Annotated in this window: 24 protein-coding genes and 4 tRNA genes; 27 read left to right on the plus strand and 1 reads right to left on the minus strand. The window is 56.4% G+C overall.

Annotated elements, in window-relative coordinates; all coding sequences use genetic code 11:
- Positions 1–60: 60 nt before the first annotated feature.
- Complete coding sequence (locus DW349_RS02480) at positions 61–1,728, minus strand: methyl-accepting chemotaxis protein (protein ID WP_338055681.1); 1,668 nt, start codon at positions 1,726–1,728, stop codon at positions 61–63.
- A 172-nt stretch (positions 1,729–1,900) separates the two neighbouring features.
- On the opposite strand from DW349_RS02480, the gene DW349_RS02485 reads away from it, so the two are divergent.
- The 27 genes from DW349_RS02485 (at position 1,901) to rplV (ending at position 26,503) form a co-directional block, all read left to right on the plus strand.
- On the plus strand, positions 1,901–2,866 hold the full coding sequence (locus tag DW349_RS02485; protein WP_108127211.1) for a biotin--[acetyl-CoA-carboxylase] ligase: 966 nt from the start codon (positions 1,901–1,903) through the stop codon (positions 2,864–2,866).
- The gene (locus tag DW349_RS02490; RefSeq protein WP_157954447.1) at positions 2,863–3,576 is read left to right on the plus strand and encodes a type III pantothenate kinase; all 714 of its coding nucleotides are present in this window, start codon (positions 2,863–2,865) and stop codon (positions 3,574–3,576) included. The genes DW349_RS02485 and DW349_RS02490 overlap by 4 nt, the downstream gene beginning before the upstream one ends.
- Positions 3,573–4,226 (plus strand): SPOR domain-containing protein, encoded by a 654-nt coding sequence (locus DW349_RS02495; protein ID WP_108127207.1) that lies wholly within the window; start codon positions 3,573–3,575, stop codon positions 4,224–4,226. The genes DW349_RS02490 and DW349_RS02495 overlap by 4 nt, the downstream gene beginning before the upstream one ends.
- Before the next feature lie 182 nt (positions 4,227–4,408).
- A tRNA-Tyr gene (locus DW349_RS02500) sits at positions 4,409–4,493 on the plus strand.
- Positions 4,494–4,514: 21 nt separating this feature from the next.
- A tRNA-Gly gene (locus tag DW349_RS02505) sits at positions 4,515–4,588 on the plus strand.
- A 29-nt stretch (positions 4,589–4,617) separates the two neighbouring features.
- Positions 4,618–4,692, plus strand: a tRNA-Thr gene (locus DW349_RS02510).
- Positions 4,693–4,764: 72 nt separating this feature from the next.
- A complete protein-coding gene (tuf, locus tag DW349_RS02515; protein ID WP_108127778.1) occupies positions 4,765–5,958 on the plus strand; it encodes an elongation factor Tu in 1,194 nt (397 codons plus the stop codon).
- A gap of 151 nt (positions 5,959–6,109) precedes the next feature.
- Positions 6,110–6,185, plus strand: a tRNA-Trp gene (locus tag DW349_RS02520).
- A gap of 56 nt (positions 6,186–6,241) precedes the next feature.
- Positions 6,242–6,610 (plus strand): preprotein translocase subunit SecE, encoded by a 369-nt coding sequence (gene secE / locus DW349_RS02525; RefSeq protein WP_108127744.1) that lies wholly within the window; start codon positions 6,242–6,244, stop codon positions 6,608–6,610.
- A gap of 10 nt (positions 6,611–6,620) precedes the next feature.
- Complete coding sequence (gene nusG, locus DW349_RS02530) at positions 6,621–7,154, plus strand: transcription termination/antitermination protein NusG (RefSeq protein WP_108127746.1); 534 nt, start codon at positions 6,621–6,623, stop codon at positions 7,152–7,154.
- 108 nt (positions 7,155–7,262) lie between these two features.
- The gene (rplK, locus tag DW349_RS02535) at positions 7,263–7,697 is read left to right on the plus strand and encodes a 50S ribosomal protein L11 (protein ID WP_108127748.1); all 435 of its coding nucleotides are present in this window, start codon (positions 7,263–7,265) and stop codon (positions 7,695–7,697) included.
- On the plus strand, positions 7,697–8,392 hold the full coding sequence (gene rplA / locus DW349_RS02540) for a 50S ribosomal protein L1 (protein WP_108127751.1): 696 nt from the start codon (positions 7,697–7,699) through the stop codon (positions 8,390–8,392). The genes rplK and rplA overlap by 1 nt, the downstream gene beginning before the upstream one ends.
- 290 nt (positions 8,393–8,682) lie before the next feature.
- Positions 8,683–9,210 carry a 50S ribosomal protein L10 gene (gene rplJ, locus DW349_RS02545; RefSeq protein WP_108127753.1) on the plus strand — a complete coding sequence of 176 codons (528 nt, stop codon included), beginning with the start codon at positions 8,683–8,685 and terminating at the stop codon, positions 9,208–9,210.
- Positions 9,211–9,263: 53 nt separating this feature from the next.
- Entirely contained in the window at positions 9,264–9,641 is a 378-nt protein-coding gene (rplL, locus tag DW349_RS02550; RefSeq protein WP_108127755.1) for a 50S ribosomal protein L7/L12, read from the plus strand.
- Positions 9,642–9,935: 294 nt separating this feature from the next.
- On the plus strand, positions 9,936–14,018 hold the full coding sequence (gene rpoB / locus DW349_RS02555; protein WP_108127757.1) for a DNA-directed RNA polymerase subunit beta: 4,083 nt from the start codon (positions 9,936–9,938) through the stop codon (positions 14,016–14,018).
- 86 nt (positions 14,019–14,104) lie between these two features.
- Entirely contained in the window at positions 14,105–18,301 is a 4,197-nt protein-coding gene (gene rpoC / locus DW349_RS02560; protein ID WP_108127759.1) for a DNA-directed RNA polymerase subunit beta', read from the plus strand.
- Positions 18,302–18,488: 187 nt separating this feature from the next.
- Entirely contained in the window at positions 18,489–18,863 is a 375-nt protein-coding gene (gene rpsL, locus DW349_RS02565) for a 30S ribosomal protein S12 (protein WP_108127762.1), read from the plus strand.
- Between the two features lie 114 nt (positions 18,864–18,977).
- Complete coding sequence (gene rpsG / locus DW349_RS02570; RefSeq protein ID WP_108127764.1) at positions 18,978–19,451, plus strand: 30S ribosomal protein S7; 474 nt, start codon at positions 18,978–18,980, stop codon at positions 19,449–19,451.
- 38 nt (positions 19,452–19,489) lie between these two features.
- Positions 19,490–21,589 (plus strand): elongation factor G, encoded by a 2,100-nt coding sequence (gene fusA / locus DW349_RS02575; protein ID WP_108127766.1) that lies wholly within the window; start codon positions 19,490–19,492, stop codon positions 21,587–21,589.
- Positions 21,590–21,621: 32 nt separating this feature from the next.
- Complete coding sequence (gene tuf, locus DW349_RS02580) at positions 21,622–22,815, plus strand: elongation factor Tu (protein WP_108127778.1); 1,194 nt, start codon at positions 21,622–21,624, stop codon at positions 22,813–22,815.
- A 245-nt stretch (positions 22,816–23,060) separates the two neighbouring features.
- A complete protein-coding gene (gene rpsJ / locus DW349_RS02590; protein ID WP_108126639.1) occupies positions 23,061–23,372 on the plus strand; it encodes a 30S ribosomal protein S10 in 312 nt (103 codons plus the stop codon).
- Between the two features lie 95 nt (positions 23,373–23,467).
- The gene (gene rplC / locus DW349_RS02595; protein ID WP_108126640.1) at positions 23,468–24,100 is read left to right on the plus strand and encodes a 50S ribosomal protein L3; all 633 of its coding nucleotides are present in this window, start codon (positions 23,468–23,470) and stop codon (positions 24,098–24,100) included.
- Positions 24,101–24,110: 10 nt separating this feature from the next.
- Positions 24,111–24,719 (plus strand): 50S ribosomal protein L4, encoded by a 609-nt coding sequence (gene rplD, locus DW349_RS02600; RefSeq protein WP_108126641.1) that lies wholly within the window; start codon positions 24,111–24,113, stop codon positions 24,717–24,719.
- Complete coding sequence (rplW, locus tag DW349_RS02605) at positions 24,716–25,012, plus strand: 50S ribosomal protein L23 (RefSeq protein ID WP_108126642.1); 297 nt, start codon at positions 24,716–24,718, stop codon at positions 25,010–25,012. The genes rplD and rplW overlap by 4 nt, the downstream gene beginning before the upstream one ends.
- Before the next feature lie 17 nt (positions 25,013–25,029).
- The gene (gene rplB, locus DW349_RS02610; protein ID WP_108126643.1) at positions 25,030–25,857 is read left to right on the plus strand and encodes a 50S ribosomal protein L2; all 828 of its coding nucleotides are present in this window, start codon (positions 25,030–25,032) and stop codon (positions 25,855–25,857) included.
- 22 nt (positions 25,858–25,879) lie between these two features.
- Positions 25,880–26,155, plus strand: coding sequence for a 30S ribosomal protein S19 (gene rpsS, locus DW349_RS02615; RefSeq protein ID WP_108126644.1), 276 nt, complete (start codon positions 25,880–25,882; stop codon positions 26,153–26,155).
- A 15-nt stretch (positions 26,156–26,170) separates the two neighbouring features.
- Complete coding sequence (rplV, locus tag DW349_RS02620) at positions 26,171–26,503, plus strand: 50S ribosomal protein L22 (protein ID WP_108126645.1); 333 nt, start codon at positions 26,171–26,173, stop codon at positions 26,501–26,503.
- Positions 26,504–26,514: the final 11 nt, after the last annotated feature.

A 26,514-nucleotide genomic window follows, 5' to 3' on the forward strand; every position in this document is an offset into this window, starting at 1 on the left:
TCCAAATACTGGACATAAAAAAAGCCCGTGACGGTGATCGTCACGGGCTTTTTTCGGACCTTACAATTTGAACTGACGAACCAGTTGGTTCAGCAGTTGTGACAGATCGTTCAACTGACGACTGGAGTCGGTCAGTTGGTCGGCGATCTCGGCGGTTTCGGTGGTCAGGCTGTTGATGGTTTCTACATCGCGGCTCAGTTCGGCGACCACGGTAGATTGCTCTTCAGTCGCCGTTGCCACTTGCAGCGTGATGTTGCTGATGCTGCTGACGAACTCGGTGATGTTACCCAACGACTGGTTAGCGTTGTCCGCCTGTTCACGCACCGATTGGCTGTGCGTTTTGCTGTCCTGCATGGCTTCAACGCTCTTACCCGCCTGTTCTTGCAGTCGGTCGATCATCACCTGAATTTCGTCGGTGGACGCTGCCGAGCGGTTGGCGAGGTTGCGCACTTCGTCGGCGACCACGGCAAAGCCGCGGCCCTGTTCGCCAGCGCGGGCGGCTTCGATGGCGGCGTTCAGCGCCAGCAGGTTGGTTTGTTCGGAAATGCCACGAATGGTTTCCAGAATGCCGCCGATGGATTCTGTGTGTTCGGCCAGTGAACCAATGACGTCGCTGACCTTGTCGATTTCACTCGACAACTGACCCACGCCCTGACGCGCGTCGGCCACCAGGCGAGCGCCCTCAACGGAATGTTCGTTGGCTTTTTTGGCCGAATCAGCCGCTTCGGATGCGTTCTGGGCGATGTGTTCTACCGTTGCACCCATTTCATTGATCGCGGTTGCCATCTGCATGGAGCGGTCGCGTTCGTTGCTGCAGTTGTCGTGCGTCAGTTGCGCTTTGGATGCGACTTCGCTGGCCGTTTGTGACAGCTTGCGGGAGTTTTCGGCAACCGCTTCGATGGCGCTGCGAATTTTGCCGACGAACTGATTGAAGTCTTGGGCGATGTCGGCCAGTTCGTCGTTACCGCGCAGATCCAGTTCGGTGCGCAAATCCAATTGCGTCGATGAGCTGCTGATGTGGTTTTGCAGTTGGCTGACGCGACGGTTCAGGCGACGCAAGATCAGCGTCGACAGCAAAATGGAGGCGATCAGAGCCACGGCCAGCATCACCAGCATCTGCAACTGGCCCTGGCGGAAGTTGGCTTCACTGGTGGCGTGTTGCTGTTGCGCTTGCTCCACCAGATAGTCGAGCACCTTGTTCACCGCTGCGCGCATTTCACCATAACTGGTGGCGTATTGGTTGCGATACAGGTCGTAGGCGCGGTTCAGGTTGTTACGTTCCATGGCTGTCAGCATGGGTTCCAGAATGTTGACTTTGACGCCATTGAACTGATCGACCAACGCCTGAACCTGCGCTCGGGCTTCGGCGCTGGCCTGGGCGGCCAGGGCCGCTTGCAGCGCCTGTTCCATTTCTACGATGTCTTCGTTGCGCGCTTCCTGAATGCGCGTCTGCACGCCTTTGGCATCCTGCATGCCGGGTACTTCTTGCAGCAACATCATGTCGAAACCGACGCGCATGCGCGGAATGCGCGAGTTAACCTCAGCCAGAGCGCGCAATGGCAGGCTGGTGTTTTGCGCTAAGGCCCTGGCTTGATTCTGGATGTTAGCCATGCCTCTGAGGCCGGCCCAACTGACCAGAATGAGAACAATACAGGGTAGTGCGATGGCAGCGATGAACTGCCCGCGAAGCGTCATTTTCAACATTGGATTTACAGCCTCCCTAGGCATTAGTGCGTCGTTTCAGAATTTCCATTTCCTGGGTTGGTATTCAGCATATCGGCATGGTGTGACGTTTTTTGAAATGAGTCACAGTTTTTTTATGCACAAAATTCGCTTCCCGTTGGGCAGCGTGTCGGGGGCAATTCAGGCAAAATAGCGGCACCTTTATAGAGCATTGCCGATGAAATCCTTGTTTCGATTGCTGCCTTTGTTGCGTCACGACGCCTTTCAGTCGGGTTCAGATCTGGCGCAGGTGCTGGGTGTTACTCGGCCGACGGTGGCGAGTTGGGCGGCTGAACTGGCTGAGCTGGGTGTCGATATTCATGTGGTGAAAGGGCGCGGTTACCGATTGGCCGAACCCATCAGTCTGCTCAATCGTGACGTTATTCTGGCGAACCTGGATGCGTCGCTGCGCTCGGTGTTGCAGGTGCTGGATATTCAGACCGATCTGGATTCGACCAACCGTTGGGTGATGGAGCAGCAGCCGGCGCCTGGGCGCTGGTCGATTTGCGCTGCCGAATATCAGTATCAGGGGCGCGGCCGGCGCGGCCGGGTGTGGCGCAGTCCGCCGGCGTCGAATCTGATGGTGTCGATTGCGCTGCGTGAAGATCTGCCCAACCAGGCGCTGTATGCCAGCAGCTTGTTGGCTGGTGTGGCAACGGCGCGAGCGTTGCGTAGCGAGCTGGCGGTGCCGGTCAGTCTGAAATGGCCGAATGACTTATATATAGAAGACGCTAAGTTGGGCGGCATTTTGTGTGAGTTGCAGGGCAACCCGCAGGATCGCCCGTTATTGGCGATCGGTATCGGTTTGAACGTGTCGCGCAAACCCGAAGGCCTGGATCAACCGGCGGTTGCTCTGGCTGAAAAGGTGCGTGGCCCGCTTGATCGCAATCGATTGCTGGTGGCGGTGGTGAATCAGTTGCACGCCGTTTTGACGCAGGCGCAACAAGACGGTGGCTTAGTGGAATTGCTGGCCGAGTGGGGCGAATACGATTGTCTGCGAGGTCGCACCGTCCGCTTGCTGCTCGCTGAGCGCAGCGAAACCGTGATCGCGCGCGGCGTCGATGGTGCCGGCCAGTTGGTGGTTGAGGCCGAGAACGGTCGGCGGTTCAGTGTTAACGGTGGCGAGGTCTCGGTGCGATGGTGAGTCGGCCTTTATTGCTCGATTGCGGCAATTCGTCGTGCAAATACCGTTTTGGTGAGCGCAGCGGCCGGTTGGCCGATGTTAATGAGGTTTTGGAATGCGTACGTCGTTTTGCGCCCAGTGAGGTGGTGGTATCGAGCGTGTCGCGTCTCGGAGCTGACATACAGGATCGGTTGCAAGGCAGTGGCGTACCGGTATTGAACCTCGCCGTGGTCGATGGGTTGTTGGGTTTGCGCCTGGTGTATGCCGAACCACAACGGCTGGGTGTGGATCGATGGCTGACCATGCTGGCGTTGCTTGAACGGGGCCGGCCGGTGGTCATCATTGATGCCGGAACCGCTTTGACGATCGACGTGCTCAGTGCCGATCGGAACCACTTGGGTGGCTACATTCTGCCCGGCCTGGCGCTGATGCGTCGAGCACTGGTTGATGATACATTCGCGCTGCCGCCGGTTTCGCAGCCGGGTCAATTGGTACCGGGCACCAGCACCGCTGAGTGCATTGCTAACGGATCGGTGCTGGCGTTGATCGGTGCCGTCGAGTCGGCTTTGGCGCAGAGTCCGGTTGCGGCTGCCGACGTCATTTGGACCGGGGGCGATGCGGCCGCCTTGCGCAACTTGTCGGCCTGGCCGGGCGAACACCATCCGCAGTTAATATTCGAGGGCATGATGACAGCGATCGCCGATCCCGCCTATCGGGCGTCATTGGTATGAAGGGAATCATTTTGACATTGCTGGCGCTGAATCTGGCGTTTGGTGGTTGGTTGTATTGGCGCAGCCAGCAACCGGATGCGGACGCCACTCAAGTGGTGTTGGCTGAATTGAATAATCTCGGTTTGGATGAAGCGACACGGGTTCAGCTGGCGCAATCGGGTCGTCAGCGTGACAACCCCAATCAGGCCGCCGCGCAGTGCATTTTGATTCGTGGCATTGGTTCGGCCGATGACGCCAGCGTGATACAGGCGCGGCTGACCGCCCTGGAAGTGCCGTCGACGGTCAGTGTTCGCTCGGAAGTGGTGCGTACCGATCACTGGGTGGTGCTGGGTCCGTTTGAATCCACGGCGCGGGCGCGCGAGCGGTTGGCGCAATTGCAGGCCGATGGCGTCGAAAGCTTCTTGATCAATCAGGGGCGCTTGGAAGGCGGCATTTCGTTGGGGCTGTTTTCATCGAACAGCAATGCTGAGAATCGCCGTGCGGCATTGGCCGAGGCGGGCATCGATGCGCGCATCGAAGATTTCCCTCGCACCCGCGAGGTGCGCGATCTGAACATCGCCGCCGAGGCGGCGCGTTTGTTGTCCGACGGTGCGCTGGAATCCATTCTGGATCGCTTTGAAGGCGTCGATTTTCAGCGCTACGGATGCTGAATCAAACCGGGTTGTCGGTTTTCTTGCAATCACTAAACAGAATCAATAAGATGCGCGCTCTCTTGCGAGGCAAGAGGTTCTGCCAGGGTTGTTCCGGCGCCTAAGTACTTGTTCTGATTGGAAAAAGCTTTCCCCTCGGAGTTGACAGTTTTTAGGGCTTGGTGCAAACTCTGCGCCCGCTTGGAGGGGTTCCCGAGTGGTCAAAGGGAGCAGACTGTAAATCTGCCGCTTTATGCTTCGATGGTTCGAATCCGTCCCCCTCCACCATTTCCTCTTCTGAGGAACTTGGCGGGTATAGTTCAATGGTAGAACCTTAGCCTTCCAAGCTAATGATGCGGGTTCGATTCCCGCTACCCGCTCCAGTTAGTTTTGGTAAGACAACGTTTGTAATGCTCGCGTAGCTCAGTGGTAGAGCACTCCATTGGTAATGGAGAGGTCATGAGTTCAAATCTCATCGTGAGCACCATTTTGGTTGCAAAAGGCAGGCGCGCTCGCGGCTGCCTTTTGCGCATGAGAATCCTGGTGAGAGGCTTACACCATGTCCAAGGCGACTTTTGAACGTAACAAGCCCCACGTCAACGTGGGCACCATTGGTCACGTAGACCACGGTAAAACCACTCTGACTGCAGCTCTGACCCGCGTTTGCGCGGAAGTCTGGGGCGGTACTGCTGTTGCATTCGACGGTATCGACAACGCTCCGGAAGAACGTGAGCGTGGTATTACCATTTCGACCTCTCACGTGGAATACGACTCACCGGCGCGTCACTACGCACACGTTGACTGCCCGGGACACGCCGACTACGTGAAAAACATGATCACCGGTGCCGCTCAGATGGACGGCGCGATCCTGGTCTGTTCCGCGGCTGACGGCCCGATGCCGCAAACGCGTGAACACATCCTGCTGTCTCGTCAGGTTGGCGTACCCTACATCGTCGTGTTCCTGAACAAGGCCGACATGGTCGACGACGAAGAACTGCTGGAACTGGTCGAAATGGAAGTGCGCGACCTGCTGAGCCAGTACGACTTCCCGGGTGACGACACCCCGCTGATCGTCGGTTCTGCGCTGATGGCACTGGAAGGCAAAGACGACAACGAAATGGGCACCACCGCGGTTAAGAAACTGGTCGAAGCACTGGACTCTTACATCCCGGAACCGGAGCGCGCGATTGACCTGCCGTTCCTGATGCCAATCGAAGACGTCTTCTCCATCTCTGGTCGCGGTACTGTTGTGACTGGTCGTGTTGAGCGTGGCATCGTCAAGTCTGGCGAAGAAATCGAAATCGTCGGCATCAAAGACACCACCAAGACCACTGTTACTGGTGTTGAAATGTTCCGCAAACTGCTCGACGAAGGTCGTGCGGGCGAGAACATCGGCGCCCTGTTGCGTGGCACCAAGCGTGACGAAGTGGAGCGTGGACAGGTACTGGCCAAGCCGGGCACCATCACCCCGCACACCAAGTTCGAAGCCGAAGTCTACGTACTGGGCAAAGACGAAGGTGGCCGTCACACGCCGTTCTTCAAAGGCTACCGTCCGCAGTTCTACTTCCGTACCACGGACGTGACTGGCGCGTGCGAACTGCCGGAAGGCGTAGAAATGGTCATGCCGGGTGACAACGTCAAGATGGACGTCACCCTGATTGCTCCGATCGCCATGGACGAAGGTCTGCGCTTCGCGATTCGCGAAGGTGGTCGTACCGTTGGCGCCGGCGTGGTTGCCAAGATCATTGAATGATCTGAGGGGCGGCTAGCCGCCCCTGCCGGACGCTTGACGGGAAACGCCAAACGCTAATTTGCGTCAAGCGTCTCCCGTTAAGCGTCTCCCTCACGCAAGTTCTTGAATCCGGATGGCGATTAACATAGAATCCGCCGCCCGGTTGATTTACAGGCCAGTAGTTCAATTGGTAGAGCACCGGTCTCCAAAACCGGGGGTTGGGGGTTCGAGTCCCTCCTGGCCTGCCATTTATGTGTTTTTGGTATCCGCTTTGGATACGCCCGAATTTAAGGTTGCTTGTCGCATGAACGCTCAAGTCGAGTCGCAGAATACCGCTCTGGATGTCCTGAAATGGATTCTGGTTGCCGCTCTGGTTGTGGCCATTATTGGCGGCAATTTCTATTACGGCGACGAGTCGCTTTTGCTGCGGGTGTTGGGGGTTGTTGCTGGCGCGCTGGTTGCTGTCGGTATCGCCTTGACCACCGCTCGCGGTCGTACCGTTAACCGTCTGCGCAAAGAAGCCTGGACGGAAGTGCGCAAGGTGGTCTGGCCGACACGTCAGGAAACCGTTCAAACCACGCTGGTTGTTATCGGTGTGGTATTGCTGGTGGCGTTGATTCTCTGGGGTGTTGATTCCCTGTTGGGTTGGGCGGTATCAGCGGTCATCGGTTAAGGAGATCGAAGTGAGCAAGCGTTGGTACGTGGTGCACGCCTATTCCGGTTTCGAAAAGCGCGTTGCCAGCTCTTTGCAGGAGCAGGTCGAATTGCATGGCATGCAGGATCGCTTTGGCGAGATCCTGGTGCCGACTGAGTCTGTCGTCGAAATGCGCGACGGCAAAAAGCGCAAAAGTGAGCGCAAATTCTATCCCGGCTATGTCTTGGTTGAGATGGAAATGGACGATGAAACCTGGCACCTGGTGAAAGAAACACCTCGGGTTATGGGTTTTATCGGCGGCACGCCGGAGAAGCCGGCGCCGCTGACGCAGCGTGAGGCCGATGGCATTCTGCAGCGCGTTCAGGAAGGGGTTGAAAAGCCAACCCAAAAGACCATTTACGAGCCGGGCGAAGTGGTTCGGGTCATCGACGGTCCGTTCGCCGATTTCAACGGCACAGTCGAGAAAGTGAATTACGAAAAGAATCGGCTTCAGGTGTCGGTATCGATCTTCGGTCGTGCCACGCCGGTCGAGCTGGAATTTACCCAGGTCGACAAGAGCTGATTTCACGCCAGATGACGTGGCCTCGGAGTCGAACCGGCTCCGGGGTTTTGTTGTCTGAGCAAACCACCGGGGAGCCTGACGGCGTTTGCACCCACTAGAGAGGTTATTATGGCCAAGAAAGTCCAAGCTTATATCAAGCTGCAAGTGAAGGCGGGTCAAGCCAACCCAAGTCCGCCCGTCGGTCCGGCCCTGGGTCAGCACGGCGTCAACATCATGGAATTCTGTAAGGCGTTCAACGCTGAGACTCAGAGCCTCGAGCCGGGTCTGCCGATTCCTGTTGTCATCACCGTTTACGGTGACCGCAGCTTCACCTTCATCACCAAGACTCCTCCGGCGTCGATTCTGCTGAAAAAAGCAGCTGGCATTAAGAGTGGTTCTGGTCGCCCGAACACTGAAAAAGTGGGCAAGGTGACTCGTGCTCAGCTCGAAGAAATTGCCAAGACCAAAGATCCGGACCTGACCGCAGGCAGCCTGGATGCAGCGGTACGCACCATCGCGGGCAGCGCTCGCAGCATGGGTCTGAATGTTGAGGGGGTTGAGTAATGGCTAAGTTGAGCAAGCGTATCAAGCTGCAGCGTGAAAAGGTCGACGCGACCCGCGCTTATAGCATCGAAGAAGCCGTTGCACTGTTGAAAGAACTGTCCACGGTTAAGTTTGCCGAATCTGTCGATATCGCCGTCAATCTGGGTATTGATGCGCGTAAATCCGATCAGAACGTACGTGGCTCTACCGTACTGCCGAACGGCACCGGTAAAGAAGTTCGCGTCGCGGTCTTCACTCAGGGCGCCAACGTCGACGCGGCTAAAGCTGCCGGTGCAGACGCGGTCGGTATGGAAGATCTGGCTGAACAGATCAAAGGTGGCGATCTGAACTTCGGCGTTGTTATCGCCTCTCCGGATGCGATGCGCGTTGTGGGTCAGTTGGGTCAGGTACTGGGTCCGCGTGGCCTGATGCCAAACCCGAAAGTCGGCACTGTGACTCCGGACGTTGCGACTGCGGTCAAAAACGCCAAATCCGGTCAGGCACGTTTCCGTACTGACAAGAACGGCATTATTCACGCCTCAATCGGCAAAGTGGCTTTCGAGCCGCAAGCCATCAAAGAGAATGCTGAAGCTCTGATCGCTGATCTGAAAAAGCTGAAGCCTTCGACTGCGAAAGGCGTGTACCTGAAGAAAGTTGCGCTGTCCACGACCATGGGTCCGGGCATCGTGATCGATCAGGGCTCTTTGAGCATCTAAATAAAGTCGGATCGGTTGGCGAATGCCGGCTGATCCGAGGCAAGAACTTTGGGGTTCCTGCGCTGCTTTTGCGGGGCAGGAATTGTCAAAGACCGTAGGTGGATGTCCGGTCGAGACTTTATGAGTCGTTGAAGCCTGACTTCCTTAATTTCCTACGCAGACGGTGGACCCCGATTCGGTTTTATTGGGCTGGATCCTACCACCGTTGATTCCTCCGGGAATCGCAAACCAAGGTCCTCGGACCTTCGATGGTAACGGGCTCATAAGAGCTCATATCCAGGAGAAAGAAAGTGGCACTGAATCTCGCAGACAAGAAAGCCATTGTCACCGAGGTAAATGCAGTGGCCGCCAAAGCGCTGTCTCTGGTGATCGCGGATGCCCGCGGCGTCACCGTGACAGACATGGACAACCTGCGCAAGCAGGCCCGTGAGCAGAAAATTTTCGTGCGTGTGGTTAAGAACTCTCTTGCCAAGCGCGCGTTTGAAGGCACCGATTACAGCGCGGCTAACCCCGTTCTGACCGGCCCTTCTCTGCTGGCCTTCTCAATGGAAGACCCGGGTGCTGCAGCTCGACTGTTCAAAGACTTCGCTAAAGAAGTTGAGGCTTTCGAAGTAAAAGCGCTGTCCATTGGTGGTGAACTGATGGGTGCGGATCAAATCGATCGTCTGGCAAAACTGCCGACGCGCGAAGAAGCGCTGGGCTTGCTGGCCAACGTTACGTTGGCACCGGTTACCAAACTGGTTCGCACGCTCAACGAAGTTCCGTCCTCAATTACCCGTGTTGTGGCGGCTGTTGCCGACAAGAAGAAAGCCGCCTAAGTCAGGCAGCTTGAACTCTTTATACTGTTTTTAGATTTTTGGAGATTAGGATCATGGCTCTGTCCAATGAAGATATCTTGAATGCCATCTCAGAAATGTCTGTGATGGACGTAGTTGCTCTGGTTGAAGCAATGGAAGAGAAGTTTGGCGTTTCCGCTCAAGCTGCTGTTGCCGTTGCTGCTGGCCCGGCTGCTGCCGGCGCTGACGCTGGTGCCGAACAGACTGAATTTGACGTTATCCTGGCTTCTGCCGGCGAGAAGAAAGTCAACGTCATCAAAGTGGTTCGTGAACTCACCGGTCTGGGCCTGAAAGAAGCTAAAGGTCTGGTTGACGGCGCTCCGGCTCCGATCAAAGAAGGCGCGAGCAAAGACGAAGCGGCCGACATCAAAGCCAAGCTGGAAGAAGCTGGCGCGACTGTCGAAGTCAAGTAAGCTTGACGTACCGCATTGGCAGTTGAGACTCTCAGCTGTTCGGGCTGGCGGCCATAGGCCGCCGGCCTTTTCGCGTCTCAGGAACGAAAACGCCTGGAACGTGTCTTTTTCGTAAACGGTCTGACGCGTTCAGACCGTTAGGAAAACCGGATCCCCGTTAACCCGGGGAGCGCAGGAAGCGACGACATTCGGGGTGACTGTTGCCGTCTGGCAGTCACCGCTGTACCGACAAGCACCCGCTGCGCGGGTGTGACCGCTCAGACCCACCGTTGGTGAACAAGCTGGGGATTGCTGATGGCATACTCTTACACCGAGAAAAAGCGCATTCGTAAGGATTTCAGTAAATTGCAGCCGGTTATGGATATTCCATACCTGCTGGCGATTCAGCTGGATTCTTATCGCAACTTTCTACAAGCCGAATCTGAGGCGGGCGAGCGACAGGACACGGGCCTGCACGCCGCTTTTAAATCCGTCTTTCCAATTGTCAGCTACTCTGGCAATGCCGCCCTGGAATACGTCAGCTACAAGCTGGGCACCCCAGTTTTCGACGTCAAAGAGTGTCAACTGCGTGGCGTAACTTACGCTGCGCCGCTGCGCGTTAAGGTGCGCCTGATCATTTACGATAAGGAATCACCGAGCAAGGCGATCAAGGACATCAAGGAGCAGGAAGTCTACATGGGCGAAATGCCCCTGATGACGGAAAACGGCACCTTTATCATCAACGGCACCGAGCGTGTCGTGGTGTCCCAGCTGCACCGTTCGCCGGGCGTATTCTTCGATCACGACAAGGGCAAAACCCATTCGTCCGGTAAGTTGCTGTATAGCGCCCGGGTGATTCCTTACCGTGGTTCCTGGCTCGACTTCGAATTCGATCCGAAGGATCAGGTGTATGTGCGTATCGACCGCCGCCGCAAACTGCCGGCGACGATTCTGTTGCGCGCTCTGGGTTACACCAACCAAGACATTCTCGACCGCTTCTTCGAGCGCTCCGAGTTCAAACTGGTTAAGGATCAGTTCGAACTGGCCATCGTTGCCGATCATCTGCGCGGTGAAACCGCTCAGTTTGAAATCAAAGACAAAGACGGCAGCGTCATCCTGGAAGAAGGTCGCCGCATTACCGCGCGTCACATCCGTCAGTTGGAAAAATCCGGCGTAAAAACCGTTCAGGTGCCGGACGAATACCTGCTGGGTAAGGCGCTGGCAACCGATCTGGTCGATCCGACCAGTGGCGAGATCTTTGCTGCCGGCAACGACGAAGTGACGCTCGACGTCCTGACCAAGGTGCGTGAGCTCAAGTTGAAGAAACTTGATCTGCTCTACACCAACGATCTGGATTGCGGCCCGTACATTTCCGATACGCTGCGCAACGACCCGACCAGCACACCGCTGGAAGCGCTGGTCGAAATCTACCGCATGATGCGCCCGGGCGAGCCGCCGACAAAAGAGTCAGCGGAAACCCTGTTCCAGAACCTGTTCTTCTCCAGCGAGCGCTACGATCTGTCGGGCGTTGGCCGTATGAAGTTCAACCGTCGTCTGAACATCGATGACGATGAAGGCGAAGGTACGCTGAGCAACGAAGACATCGTGCGCGTACTGAAAACCTTGATCGATATCCGTAACGGCCAGGGCAATGTCGACGACATCGACCACCTGGGTAACCGTCGCGTGCGTTCCGTCGGTGAAATGGCTGAGAACCAATTCCGCGTCGGTCTGGTTCGTGTTGAACGCGCCGTTCGTGAGCGTCTGTCCATGGCTGAATCCGAAGGCCTGATGCCGCAGGATCTGGTCAACGCCAAGCCGGTTGCTGCTGCGATCAAAGAATTCTTCGGTTCCAGCCAGCTGTCTCAGTTTATGGATCAGAACAACCCGCTGTCGGGCGTCACCAACAAGCGTCGTGTTTCTGCGTTGGGCCCAGGCGGTCTGACCCGTGAACGCGCCGGCTTCGAAGTGCGTGACGTACACCCGACACACTACGGTCGTGTCTGCCCAATTGAGACGCCGGAAGGTCCGAACATTGGTCTGATCAACTCGCTGTCAACTTATGCCCGCACCAACAGCTACGGCTTCCTGGAGACGCCGTATCGTAAGGTGGAAGACGGCAAGGTGACTGACGAGATCGTTTACCTGTCAGCTATCGATGAAGCCAAGCACGTTATTGCTCAGGCTAACGTTGCGCTGGACAAAGACGGCAAACTCGAAGGCGAATTCGTCCAGGTGCGTCACCAGAACGAATTCACCATGGCGCCGCGTGCCAACGTCAACATGATGGACGTATCACCGCGTCAGGTCGTGTCTGTGGCCGCCGCTTTGGTTCCGTTCCTGGAACACGATGACGCCAACCGCGCCTTGATGGGTTCGAACATGCAACGTCAGGCTGTGCCGACTTTGCGTGCGGACAAGCCTCTGGTTGGTACCGGTATCGAGCGCAATGTCGCCATCGACTCCGGTGTCTGCGTGGTTGCCAAGCGTGGCGGTTACGTTGAGTACGTCGATGCCTCGCGCATCGTGGTCAAGGTGAACCCGGATGAAATCGAAGCCAGCGATGCCGGCGTCGACATCTACAACCTGATCAAGTACACCCGTTCCAACCAGAACACCAGCATCAACCAGCGCTCCATCGTCCATCAGGGCGAAACCATTGCGCGCGGTGATGTACTGGCTGACGGCCCGTCGGTCGATATGGGTGAACTGGCGCTGGGTCAGAACATGCGCATCGCCTTCATGCCCTGGAATGGTTACAACTTCGAGGATTCGATCCTGATCTCTGAAAAAGTGGTTCAGGAAGATCGTTTCACCTCGATTCACATCCAGGAACTGACCTGTATCGCGCGTGACACCAAGCTGGGGGCCGAAGAAATTACCGCCGACATCCCGAACGTTGGCGAAGCGGCTCTGAACAAGCTTGACGAGTCCGGTATCGTTTATATCGGTGCTGAAGTGGGCCCGGGCGACATCCTGGTCGGTAAAGTCACGCCGAAGAGCGAGACTCAACTGACGCCGGAAGAGAAACTGCTGCGCGCCATCTTTGGTGAGAAAGCGTCCGACGTTAAAGATACGTCTTTGCGCGTTAAAGGCGGCACCACCGGTACTGTTATCGACGTTCAGGTATTTACTCGCGATGGCATCGAACGCGACGAGCGTTCCAAAGACATCGAGCGCATTGCGCTGGAAGAGTACCGCAAGGATCTGAAAGCCGAGTACCGCATCGTTGAAGACGCCATCTTCGAACGTCTGCAGGCTGCCTTGGTTGGCAAGCCGGTCGCTGGCGGCGCTGGTCTGAAGAAAGGCGACAAGCTGGCCGAGGACTTCCTCGCCGAGCTGCCGCGTGAAGACTGGTTCAAGCTGCGCATGCAGGACGAAAGCCTGGCCGACATGCTGGAGAAAGCCGAAGCTCAGCTGGCTGAGCGCAAGGCCGACCAGGAAGCGCGCTTCGAAGACAAGAAAGGCAAGCTGCAAAGCGGCGACGATCTGCAACCGGGCGTGCTGAAAGTGGTCAAGTGCTACGTGGCCATCAAGCGCAAGATTCAGCCGGGTGACAAGATGGCGGGTCGTCACGGTAATAAAGGTGTGATCTCGGTGATCAAGCCGGTTGAAGACATGCCTTACGACCAAAACGGCGAGCCGGTCGACATCGTGCTGAACCCGCTGGGTGTACCGTCGCGGATGAACGTCGGTCAGATTCTGGAAACGCACCTGGGTGCGGCGTCCAAGGGTCTGGGCAACCGCATCAACGAAATGCTGCGCGAGCAGAAAGCAACGGCCGAAGTACGTGGCTTCCTCGATGAGGTCTACAACAAGGCCGGTCGCGGTCTGCGCAAGGAAACCTTGGACGAGTTCAGTGATGACGAAATCATGGACCTGGCCAAAAACCTGCGCGGCGGCGTGCCGTTCGCGACACCGGTGTTCGACGGTGCCAAAGAAGAAGAGATCAAGGAATTGCTGCGTCTGGCGAACCTGGACGACAGCGGCCAAATCCAGTTGTGGGATGGCCGCACCGGCGAAGCCTTTGAGAACAAGACCACGGTCGGCTACATGTACATGCTGAAGCTGAACCACCTGGTCGAAGACAAGATGCACGCCCGTTCCACCGGGTCTTACAGCCTGGTTACCCAGCAGCCGCTGGGTGGTAAGGCGCAGTTCGGTGGTCAGCGTTTCGGTGAGATGGAAGTCTGGGCTCTGGAAGCTTATGGCGCCGCCTACACCCTGCAGGAAATGCTGACTGTGAAGTCGGACGACGTGAACGGCCGGACGAAGATGTACAAAAACATCGTCGACGGCGACCACCGTATGGAGCCCGGCATGCCGGAGTCCTTCAACGTACTGGTCAAGGAAATCCGTTCGCTGGGTATCGACATGGAACTGGAAAACGAAGAGTGATAGCCGTCCCGGCCTTCGGGTCGGGACGACTCTTTGAAGATTGGGTGGCTGCGGTCGCCTGAAGCCACTCCTTTCGGAGCTGAATGATGAAAGATTTGCTGAATCTGTTGAAATCACAGGGCCAGGCGGAAGAATTTGATTCCATCCGCATTGGCCTGGCCTCGCCGGAGATGATCCGGTCTTGGTCCTTTGGTGAAGTGAAGAAGCCGGAGACCATCAACTACCGGACGTTCAAGCCTGAGCGTGACGGTCTGTTCTGCTCACGCATTTTCGGTCCAATGAAGGACTACGAGTGCTTGTGCGGCAAATACAAGCGTCTGAAGCACCGCGGCGTTATCTGTGAAAAATGCGGCGTGGAAGTCACTCAGGCCAAGGTGCGTCGCGAGCGCATGGGTCACATCGAGCTGGCTGCGCCGGTCGCGCATATCTGGTTCCTGAAATCACTGCCGTCCCGCATCGGTCTGATGCTGGATATGACGCTGCGTGACATCGAGCGCATCCTCTATTACGAGAGCTTTGTTGTTATTGATCCGGGCTTGACCAGCCTGGAGAAAGGTCAGTTGCTGACCGACGAAGAGTACTACGAAGCGATCGAAGAATTTGGCGACGATTTCGACGCGCGCATGGGTGCCGAAGCGGTTCAGCGTTTGCTGGGCAGCATCGACCTGGAAGCTGAAATCACTCAGTTGCGTGAAGAAATTCCGGCGACTAATTCTGAGACCAAGATCAAAAAGCTGTCCAAGCGTCTGAAGTTGCTGGAAGCCTTCTACAAGTCTGGCAACAACCCGGTCTGGATGGTGATGACCGTGCTGCCGGTACTGCCGCCGGATCTGCGTCCGTTGGTACCGCTGGACGGCGGTCGTTTTGCGACCTCCGACCTGAACGATCTGTATCGTCGCGTCATCAACCGTAACAACCGTTTGAAGCGCCTGCTCGAGCTGGCCGCGCCGGACATCATCGTGCGCAACGAAAAGCGCATGCTGCAAGAGTCTGTCGATGCGCTGCTCGACAACGGTCGTCGCGGTCGGGCCATCACTGGCTCCAACCGTCGTCCGCTGAAATCGCTGGCTGACTTTATTAAAGGTAAGCAGGGTCGTTTCCGTCAGAACCTGCTCGGTAAGCGTGTGGACTACTCTGGCCGTTCGGTCATCGTGGTTGGCCCGACCCTCCGTCTGCACCAGTGCGGTCTGCCGAAGAAAATGGCTCTGGAACTGTTCAAGCCGTTCATCTTCTCCAAGCTGGAACACCGTGGCCTGGCGACCACCATCAAGGCCGCCAAGAAGATGGTCGAGCGCGAAGAAGCCGTCGTTTGGGACATCCTGGACGAAGTGATTCGTGAACACCCGGTCATGCTGAACCGCGCACCGACTTTGCACCGTCTGGGCATCCAGGCGTTCGAGCCGGTGTTGATTGAAGGCAAAGCCATTCAGTTGCACCCGCTGGTGTGTGCCGCTTACAACGCCGACTTTGACGGTGACCAGATGGCGGTACACGTACCGCTGACACTGGAAGCCCAGCTCGAAGCCCGCGCACTGATGATGTCGACCAACAACGTCCTGTCTCCGGCCAGCGGCGAGCCGATCATCGTACCGTCTCAGGACGTGGTTCTCGGTCTGTATTACATGACGCGTGAGCGTGTCGGTGCCAAAGGCGAAGGCATGGTTCTGGCGAACATCGAAGAAGTGCATCGCGCTTACGGTGCCGGTCAGGTTGCGCTGCAAGCCAAGGTGCGTGTCCGCGTTAAGGAAGTGCTGTTGGGCGACAACGGTGAGCGTGAAGAGCGCACTTCTTTGGTCGACACCACCGTCGGTCGCGCCATTCTGTTTGCCATCGCACCGGACGGTCTGCCGTTCGAACTGTTCAACCAGGCGATGAAAAAGAAAGCGATCAGCGGCTTGCTGGATGCAGCCTACCGTCGCGTCGGTCTGAAAGAGACCGTCGTCTTTGCCGACCAGATCATGTACATGGGCTTTGCCTATGCGACCAAGTCTGGTTCGTCGATCGGTGTGAACGACTTCGTCATTCCGAAAGCCAAGATGGACATCCTGGGCAAAGCCGAAGCCGACGTTCAGGAAATTGAAGAACAGTTCGCCGCTGGTCTGGTGACCCAGGGCGAGAAGTACAACAAGGTGGTCGACATCTGGTCACGTGCGAACGATCAGATTGCCCGCGCCATGATGGAAGGCATCTCTAAAGAAATCGTTACCGACAAAGACGGTAACGAAGTCGAGCAGGATTCCTTCAACTCGGTCTTTATCATGGCCGACTCCGGTGCCCGGGGTAGCCCGGCGCAGATTCGTCAGCTGGCCGGTATGCGCGGTCTGATGGCGAAGCCGGACGGCTCGATCATCGAGAACCCGATTAAAGCGAACTTCCGTGAAGGTCTGTCGGTGGGTGAGTACTTCATCTCCACCCACGGTGCGCGTAAGGGTCTGGCTGACACCGCTTTGAAAACGGCGAACTCCGGTTACCTGACGCGTCGTCTGGTGGATGTGTCTCAGGACGTGGTGATCACCGAAGAAGATTGCGGCACCGAAGACGGCTTGATCGTGGAGCCGATCATCGAAGGTGGTGACGTGGTTCTGGGTCTGGGCGAGCAAGTACTCGGCCGGACAGTGGCTACCGACGTAATCGATCCGGCCACCAAAGAAACCCTGATTCCGGCCGGCACCATGCTGGACGAAGCCTGGGTTGAGAAGTTCAACGAGTGGGGCGTGGACCAGGTCAAGATCCGTTCTGGCATTACCTGTGAAACCCGCCATGGTCTCTGTGCCCAGTGCTATGGTCGTGACCTGGCTCGTGGTCACCGCGTCAACATCGGTGAAGCGGTCGGTATTATTGCCGCCCAGTCCATCGGTGAACCCGGTACCCAGCTGACCATGCGTACGTTCCACATCGGTGGTGCAGCGTCCAGCTCAACCGCGATCGACTCAGTTCAGATCAAGCACGGTGGCACCGTCACCCTGCACAATCTGAAAACCGTGACGCGTGAAGATGGCGATTTGACTGCAGTCAGCCGCTCCGGTGTGTTGGCGGTTTCCGACGAACACGGCCGTGAGCGCGAGCGCTACAAGCTGCCGTACGGCGCCATCATCAGCGTCAAAGACGGTGCCACTGTGGAATCCGGCCAGATCGTGGCTAAGTGGGATCCGCACACGCACCCGATCGTCGCCGAATCCAACGGTAAGGTGGCGTTCATCGGTATGGATGAGGGCATCACCACCAACCGTAAGATCGATGAACTGACCGGTGTCGGCACCATCGAAGTGATTCCTCAAGGCCAGCGCAACTCGGCCGGCAAGGAAATCCGCCCGATGATCAAGCTGCTCGATAAAGACGGCAACGACATCATGATTGGCAACACCAACCAGCCGGTGCAGTACCTGCTGCCGGACGGCGCTTTCTTGAGCCTGAACGATGGCGACGAGTTGGCGATTGGTGATGTTATCGCGCGGATTCCGCAGGAATCGTCCGGTAACCGTGACATCACCGGTGGTCTGCCACGCGTAGCTGACTTGTTCGAAGCGCGTAAGCCGAAAGAGCCAGCCATTCTGGCGGAAATCTCCGGCACCGTTGGTTTCGGTAAAGAAACCAAAGGTAAGAAGCGCCTGATGATCACCCCGACCGACGGTTCCGACGGTTACGAAGAGCTGATTCCGAAATGGCGTCAGTTGAACGTCTTCGAAGGTGAGCAGGTCGAGAAAGGTGAAGTGATCTCCGACGGCCCGATGAACCCGCACGACATTCTGCGTGTGCGTGGTGTTGAGCCTCTGGCGCGCTACATCGTCAACGAAATCCAAGAGGTTTACCGTCTGCAGGGCGTAACCATCAACGACAAGCACATCGAAGTGATCGTGCGTCAGATGCTGCGCAAAGCGACCATCTTGGACAACGGTGACACCGACTTCATCAAAGGCGATCAGGTGGAATACAACCAGTTGCTGGAAGCGAACGAAGTGGCCGAGGCGGAAAATAAGGTCCCGGCCCGTTACGAACGCATCCTGCTGGGTATCACCAAGGCGTCCTTGGCGACTGAATCCTTCATTTCGGCGGCTTCCTTCCAGGAAACCACTCGAGTGCTGACCGAAGGTGCGGTCACCGGCAAGCGCGATTACCTGCGCGGCCTGAAGGAAAACGTCGTTGTGGGTCGTTTGATACCAGCCGGTACCGGTCTGGCGTACCACGCCGACCGCAAGGCCAAGCGTCTGGAACGTACTGGTGAGAAGCAGTCGAAGAGTGCCGAAGATATCGAAGCGGCATTGAGTCAGGCGCTTAACAAGTAACGCCTGATACAAAACGGGAGACGGGAGACGCTCACTAACCAGCGTCAAGCGTCTCCCGTTCAGCGTTTCGCGTCACTGGTTGACTAAGAATTGCGCGATACATAGAATTCGCGCTCCCAACAGCACCCGACTGGTTCGCCAGCCGGGTACTGTCGTGTAATGAGAAGTGAACTTTAGAGAGGCTTAGATGGCTACAATTAACCAGCTCGTCCGCAAACCGCGTAAGCGGAAAGCGGTCGCCAGCGACGTTCGGGCTCTGGAAGGCTGCCCACAGCGTCGCGGTGTGTGCGCTCGCGTATACACCACCACACCGAAGAAGCCGAATTCAGCGCTGCGCAAGGTTTGCCGTGTGCGTCTGACCAACGGTTTCGAGGTGTCCTCCTACATCGGTGGCGAAGGCCACAACCTGCAGGAACACTCCGTTGTGCTGATTCGCGGCGGCCGTGTTAAAGACCTGCCGGGTGTGCGTTATCACACTGTGCGCGGTTCTCTGGACACCTCTGGTGTTGCCAACCGCAAGCAAGGCCGTTCCAAGTACGGTACCAAGAAGCCTAAGGGCTAAGTTTTTTAACCAGTTTGTCTAAAGGTAAGAGTAAGGCCGGGTGCTGCCGATCCGCGTTGTCGGAGCTGCTCATTCCGGGTTCACCTGAAGACCTCAATTTATAGGGCTTATCCAATGCCAAGAAGACGCGTCGCTGCGAAGCGCGAAGTACTGCCAGATCCCAAGTTCGGGAACACTCAGCTGGCAAAATTCATGAACCACGTCATGTACGACGGCAAAAAATCCGTCGCTGAACGCATCGTTTACGGTGCGCTGGACATCGTGAAAGAGAAAAAATCCGACCAGGACCCGATCTCATTATTTGAGCAGGCTCTGGAGTCCATTGCGCCGATGGTAGAAGTGAAGTCCCGCCGTGTTGGTGGTGCTACCTACCAGGTCCCCGTTGAAGTCCGTCCGTCCCGTCGCGAAGCTCTGGCTATGCGTTGGTTGGTCGACGCCTCTCGCAAGCGTGGTGAAAAATCCATGCGCCAGCGACTGGCCGGCGAACTGCTGGATGCCTCCGAAGGCAAGGGCGCGGCGATCAAGAAGCGTGAAGACGTGCATCGTATGGCTGAAGCCAACCGTGCTTTCTCTCATTACCGTTTCTAAGCCTGTACTGAAATTCTTCAATCTAAGGAGATTGAATCGTGGCTCGTAAAACGCCTTTGGACCGCTACCGTAACATCGGTATCGTGGCCCACGTGGACGCCGGTAAAACGACGACCACTGAGCGAATCCTTTTCTACACCGGTCTGTCTCACAAGATCGGTGAAGTGCATGATGGCGCTGCCACCATGGACTGGATGGAGCAGGAGCAGGAGCGTGGTATCACTATTACCTCAGCTGCTACCACCTGTTTCTGGAGCGGCATGTCGAAGCAATTCGAAGAGCACCGCGTCAACATCATCGACACACCAGGACACGTTGACTTCACCATTGAAGTAGAACGTTCCCTGCGCGTGCTCGACGGTGCTGTGGTCGTACTGTGTGGTTCTTCTGGTGTGCAGCCGCAGACCGAAACCGTATGGCGTCAGGCCAACCGCTATGAAGTTCCCCGCATGGTATTCGTCAACAAGATGGACCGTGCCGGTGCTGACTTCTACCGCGTAGTTGCGCAGATGAAAGAGCGTCTGGGTGCTAACCCGATTCCGATTCAGATTCCGATCGGCGCTGAAGACAACTTCAGCGGTGTGATCGACCTGATCAAGATGAAGGCCATCATCTGGAACGAAGAAGACATGGGCATGACCTTCGAGTACGGTGATATCCCTGCCGAGCTCCAGGACAAAGCCGAAGAGTATCGGGTTCAGATGGTTGAAGCTGCAGCTGAAGCCAACGATGAGCTGATGGAAAAGTATATGGAGTCCGAGACCTTGTCTGAAGAAGACATCAAGGCCGGTCTGCGTATCCGCACCATGGCAGGCGAAATCGTTCTGACTCACTGTGGTTCTGCGTTCAAGAACAAAGGCGTTCAAGCCGTTCTCGACAGCGTCATCGAATACATGCCTGCACCGACCCAGGTGAAGCGCATCGAAGGTGTGCTGGACGATGGCGAAACCATCGAAGCCGTTAAGGTAGACGATGACGCTCCGTTCTCAGCGCTGGCGTTCAAAATTGCGACTGACCCGTTCGTCGGTACGCTGACCTTCATCCGCGTTTATGGCGGTGTATTGAAGAGCGGCGACCAGGTGTTGAACTCGGTCAAGAGCAAGCGTGAGCGTGTTGGTCGTATGGTGCAGATGCACGCCAACAGCCGCGAAGAAATCAAAGAAGTACTGGCCGGCGACATCGCCGCTCTGATCGGCATGAAGGACGTCACTACCGGTGACACTCTGTGCGATCCGAGCCACCCGATCACGCTGGAGCGCATGGACTTCCCGGATCCCGTTATTCACGTAGCGGTAGAACCGAAGTCTAAAGCGGACCAGGAAAAAATGGGCATCGCTCTGGGCAAACTGGCTCAGGAAGATCCCTCGTTCAGCGTTCGTACTGACGAAGAAACCGGCCAGACCATCATCGGTGGTCAGGGCGAGTTGCACTTGGACATCATCGTTGACCGCATGAAGCGCGAGTTCAAAGTTGAAGCCAACGTGGGTGCACCGCAGGTGGCTTACCGTGAGCGTATCCGCAAGGCGTGCGAAGTGGACTCCAAGTTCGCCAAGCAGTCGGGTGGTCGCGGTCAGTACGGTCACGTCATGATCCGCTTTGAACCGGCTGAAGACGGCGATGCCGAGAAGCTGGTGTTCGTCAACGAAGTGGTCGGCGGTTCCGTACCGAAGGAATACATTCCGGCGGTCGAGAAAGGTATCCAGGAACAGATGAAGAACGGTGTTCTCGCCGGCTATCCGCTGCTGGGTATGAAAGCAACGCTGTACGATGGTTCCTACCACGAGGTGGATTCCAACGAGATGGCGTTCAAAGTGGCTGCCTCCATGGCGGTCAAGCAACTGAAAGACAAGGCCAGCCCGGCACTGCTGGAACCGATGATGAAAGTCGAAGTCGTGACCCCGGAAGACTACATGGGTGACGTCATGGGTGACTTGAACCGTCGTCGCGGTACCGTGAGTGGTATGGAAGACAGCCCGTCGGGCAAAGTCATCAATGCCGACGTGCCGTTGTCTGAAATGTTCGGTTACGCGACCGACCTGCGTTCCATGTCTCAGGGCCGTGCGTCCTACGTCATGGAGTTCAAAGGTTACGCAGAAGCACCGATGAACATTGTCGAAGAAATTGTTAAGAAGTCTTGATCCGTTAGGACAAAACAAAGAGGAAAGACACCATGTCCAAGGCGACTTTTGAACGTAACAAGCCCCACGTCAACGTGGGCACCATTGGTCACGTAGACCACGGTAAAACCACTCTGACTGCAGCTCTGACCCGCGTTTGCGCGGAAGTCTGGGGCGGTACTGCTGTTGCATTCGACGGTATCGACAACGCTCCGGAAGAACGTGAGCGTGGTATTACCATTTCGACCTCTCACGTGGAATACGACTCACCGGCGCGTCACTACGCACACGTTGACTGCCCGGGACACGCCGACTACGTGAAAAACATGATCACCGGTGCCGCTCAGATGGACGGCGCGATCCTGGTCTGTTCCGCGGCTGACGGCCCGATGCCGCAAACGCGTGAACACATCCTGCTGTCTCGTCAGGTTGGCGTACCCTACATCGTCGTGTTCCTGAACAAGGCCGACATGGTCGACGACGAAGAACTGCTGGAACTGGTCGAAATGGAAGTGCGCGACCTGCTGAGCCAGTACGACTTCCCGGGTGACGACACCCCGCTGATCGTCGGTTCTGCGCTGATGGCACTGGAAGGCAAAGACGACAACGAAATGGGCACCACCGCGGTTAAGAAACTGGTCGAAGCACTGGACTCTTACATCCCGGAACCGGAGCGCGCGATTGACCTGCCGTTCCTGATGCCAATCGAAGACGTCTTCTCCATCTCTGGTCGCGGTACTGTTGTGACTGGTCGTGTTGAGCGTGGCATCGTCAAGTCTGGCGAAGAAATCGAAATCGTCGGCATCAAAGACACCACCAAGACCACTGTTACTGGTGTTGAAATGTTCCGCAAACTGCTCGACGAAGGTCGTGCGGGCGAGAACATCGGCGCCCTGTTGCGTGGCACCAAGCGTGACGAAGTGGAGCGTGGACAGGTACTGGCCAAGCCGGGCACCATCACCCCGCACACCAAGTTCGAAGCCGAAGTCTACGTACTGGGCAAAGACGAAGGTGGCCGTCACACGCCGTTCTTCAAAGGCTACCGTCCGCAGTTCTACTTCCGTACCACGGACGTGACTGGCGCGTGCGAACTGCCGGAAGGCGTAGAAATGGTCATGCCGGGTGACAACGTCAAGATGGACGTCACCCTGATTGCTCCGATCGCCATGGACGAAGGTCTGCGCTTCGCGATTCGCGAAGGTGGTCGTACCGTTGGCGCCGGCGTGGTTGCCAAGATCATTGAATGATCTGAGGGGCGGCTAGCCGCCCCTGCCGGACGCTTGACGGGAAACGCCAAACGCTAATTTGCGTCAAGCGTCTCCCGTTAAGCGTCTCCCTCCCCATAAATCTCTGATTTTTAAGCACTTTCCCGCCCAAAATCTTCCTTTCAACACCGCGTTGACACCCCTGCTCGAGATACATACAATACGCCTCCCCTGATTTCCCGGGGGTAGCCGTAATTGCTGTTTAACAATCTTGGAGCTTTGGTCACATGCAGAACCAAAAGATCAGAATACGCTTGAAAGCGTTCGATCATCGCCTGATTGATGCTTCGACTCAGGAGATCGTCGATACGGCCAAGCGTACTGGCGCTCAGGTCCGCGGCCCAATTCCGCTGCCGACTCGTAAAGAGCGTTATACCGTGCTGGTCTCTCCGCACGTGAACAAGGATGCGCGCGATCAGTACGAAATTCGTACTCACAAGCGCATGCTGGACATTGTCGAGCCGACTGAAAAAACCGTCGACGCGTTGATGAAGTTGGACTTGGCAGCAGGTGTGGACGTACAGATTAGCCTCGGCTAATCACTGTGTCTCTAATGTAACGCCCCAGGAATCATTCACTTGAACACTTGGGCGGCCATAGCGGGTAGAAGCCCCATACATAGAGGAAGTAAGAAATGTCAATTGGTCTGATTGGTCGCAAGACCGGTATGACCCGCGTCTTTACTGACGCTGGTGTCTCCGTGCCGGTGACCGTCATCGAAGTCGAGCCCAACCGGGTCTCGCAAGTCAAAAGCCTGGAAACCGATGGCTATGTCGCTGTTCAGCTTACCGCTGGCAAGCGTCGCGCTAATCGTGTCACCAAGGCCGAAGCTGGCCATTTTGCCAAGGCGAACGTTGAAGCGGGCTCTTATACCCGTGAGTTCACTTTGGGTGAAAGCGCCGAATTCAATCTGGGTGATGAATTGACTGTGTCTGTGTTTGAAGCAGGCCAGATGGTGGATGTGACCGGAACCTCCAAGGGTAAAGGCTTCGCTGGTGCTATTAAGCGCCACAACTTCCGCACTCAAGACGCCACTCACGGTAACTCACTGTCGCATCGCGCGCCGGGTTCCATCGGCCAGTGCCAAACTCCAGGCCGTGTCTGGAAAGGCAAGAAAATGGCCGGTCAGATGGGCAACGTCCGCAAGACAGTTCAGTCGCTGGAAATCGTTCGTGTCGACGCTGAGCGCAATCTGCTGCTCGTTCGCGGTGCTGTGCCGGGTGCTACTGGCGCGCACGTTGTTGTTCAACCCGCTGTTAAAGGCTGAGAGGTAAGCAATGGATATCGCAGTTGCAGGCAAAGCCAAGGCCAAGGTTGAAGTGTCCGACGCAACGTTCGGCAAAGATTTCAATGAAGCCCTGGTACACCAGGTCGTTAACGCTTTCCTGGCCGGTGCCCGTCAAGGCACGCGCGCTCAGAAGAGCCGTTCCGACGTTTCTGGCGGCGGCAAAAAGCCGTGGCGTCAGAAGGGCACAGGTCGTGCTCGCGCCGGTACCATCCGTTCACCCATCTGGGTTGGCGGCGGCAAAACTTTCGCGGCTCGTCCTCAGGACTGGTCACAGAAGGTCAACCGCAAAATGTACCGCGGTGCTATGAAGTCGATCTTGTCTGAATTGGTTCGTCAGGAGCGTTTGGTTGTGGTTGAAAACCTGGCCATCGACGCACCGAAAACCAAGGCTTTCATCGCCAAAATGAAAGAGTTGGATGTGTCCAACGCTTTGATCGTGTCAGAAGAAGTTGATCAAAACCTCTATCTGTCCGCTCGCAACGTACCGCACGTCGAAGTCTCTGACGTTGCCGGTATTACTCCGGTCAATCTGGTGGCTTACGAGAAAGTCGTGATCACTGTGGCCGCGCTCAAGAAGGTCGAGGAGGCTTTTGCATGAACCAGGAACGTATCTATCAGGTCGTTTTCGGTCCGCACATCTCCGAAAAGGCGACCATCGTAGCGGAAGGTACTGGTCAATACGTTTTTCGTGTGGCCAAGGATGCAACAAAACCGGAAATCAAGAAGGCCGTAGAGCAGCTGTTCGACGTTAAAGTCCAGTCTGTTCACACCTTGATTCAGAAGGGCAAGGTTAAGCGTACTGCGCGCGGCTTCGGCAAGCGCAACGACGTGAAAAAAGCCTATGTTCGTCTGGTCAGCGGCCAAGAAATTGATTTCATGGCGGCAGAATAAGGTAGGGGTTGCGAACAATGGCTATCGTAAAAACCAAGCCGACGTCAGCTGGACGTCGCCACGTCACCAAGACTTACAACCCGGATCTGCACAACGGTGCGCCTTACGCTCCGTTGATTGAAAAGCAATCCAAAACTGGTGGCCGTAACAACATGGGTCGCATCACCACTCGTCACATCGGTGGTGGTCATAAGTCGCATTACCGTAAGGTCGATTTCAAGCGCAACAAAGATGGCATCACTGCCAAAGTTGAGCGTCTGGAATACGATCCGAACCGGACTGCGAACATCGCCCTGGTTCTGTACGCCGATGGTGAGCGCCGTTACGTTCTGGCTCCGGCTGGTATCAAAGCGGGTGACGAAATCATTTCCGGTGAGCACGCTCCGATCAAGGTGGGTAACACCATGCCGTTGCGTTCAATCCCGGTCGGTTCCGTGATTCACAACATCGAGTTGAAGCCTGGCAAAGGCGGCCAAATGGTCCGCTCTGCTGGTAACTCAGCTCAGCTGGTTGCGCGCGAAGGCACTTACGCCACTTTGCGTCTGCGTTCTGGCGAAATGCGTAAGGTTCTGTCTGAATGCCGCGCCACCCTGGGTGAAGTGAGCAATTCTGAACACAGCCTGCGTCAACTGGGTAAAGCCGGTGCCTCTCGCTGGCGCGGTGTTCGTCCGACGGTTCGTGGTGTTGTTATGAACCCGGTAGATCACCCGCACGGCGGTGGTGAAGGCAAGACTTCCGGTGGTCGTCACCCGGTCACTCCTTGGGGTGTTCCCACTAAGGGCTACAAGACTCGCAAGAACAAGCGCACGAACAAGTACATCGTTCGTCGTCGTTCTTCGAAGTAACTGAATTAAGAGGAAATAGGCTGTGCCACGTTCACTTAAGAAGGGTCCATTTGTTGACCTGCACTTGATGAAGAAGGTAGAGGCTGCACTGGAAGCCAGTGACAAGCGACCCATCAAAACCTGGTCGCGTCGCTCCACAATCTTCCCGGAATTCGTCGGGTTGACCTTTGCAGTCCATAATGGCCGTCAACATGTTCCCGTCTATGTCACTGAAGACATGGTCGGCCACAAGTTGGGTGAGTTCGCGCTGACTCGGACGTTCAAGGGTCATGCTGCTGACAAAAAGGCTAAGCGGTAAACGAGGGTAGACACTATGGAAACACAAGCTGTATTGCGCGGTGCGCGTTTGTCTGCCCAGAAAGCACGCCTGGTAGCAGACATGGTCCGCGGTAAGTCCGTGGCCGAAGCGCTGGACCTCCTGACATTCAGCCCCAAAAAGGGCGCTGCGATCGTCAAGAAGGTTCTGGAATCGGCAATTGCCAATGCCGAACACAACGACGGCGCAGACGTTGACGAACTGAAGGTCTCCACCATCTTCGTAGATGAAGGTATGACCATGAAGCGTATCCGTCCGCGAGCCAAAGGCCGTGCTGACCGTATCTTTAAGCGTACGAGTCACATCACGGTCAAGGTTGCCGAGAAATAAGGGGAGAATGA

The organism is Saccharospirillum mangrovi (assembly GCF_003367315.1).
GTDB classification, from domain to species: Bacteria; Pseudomonadota; Gammaproteobacteria; order Pseudomonadales; family Natronospirillaceae; genus Saccharospirillum; species Saccharospirillum mangrovi.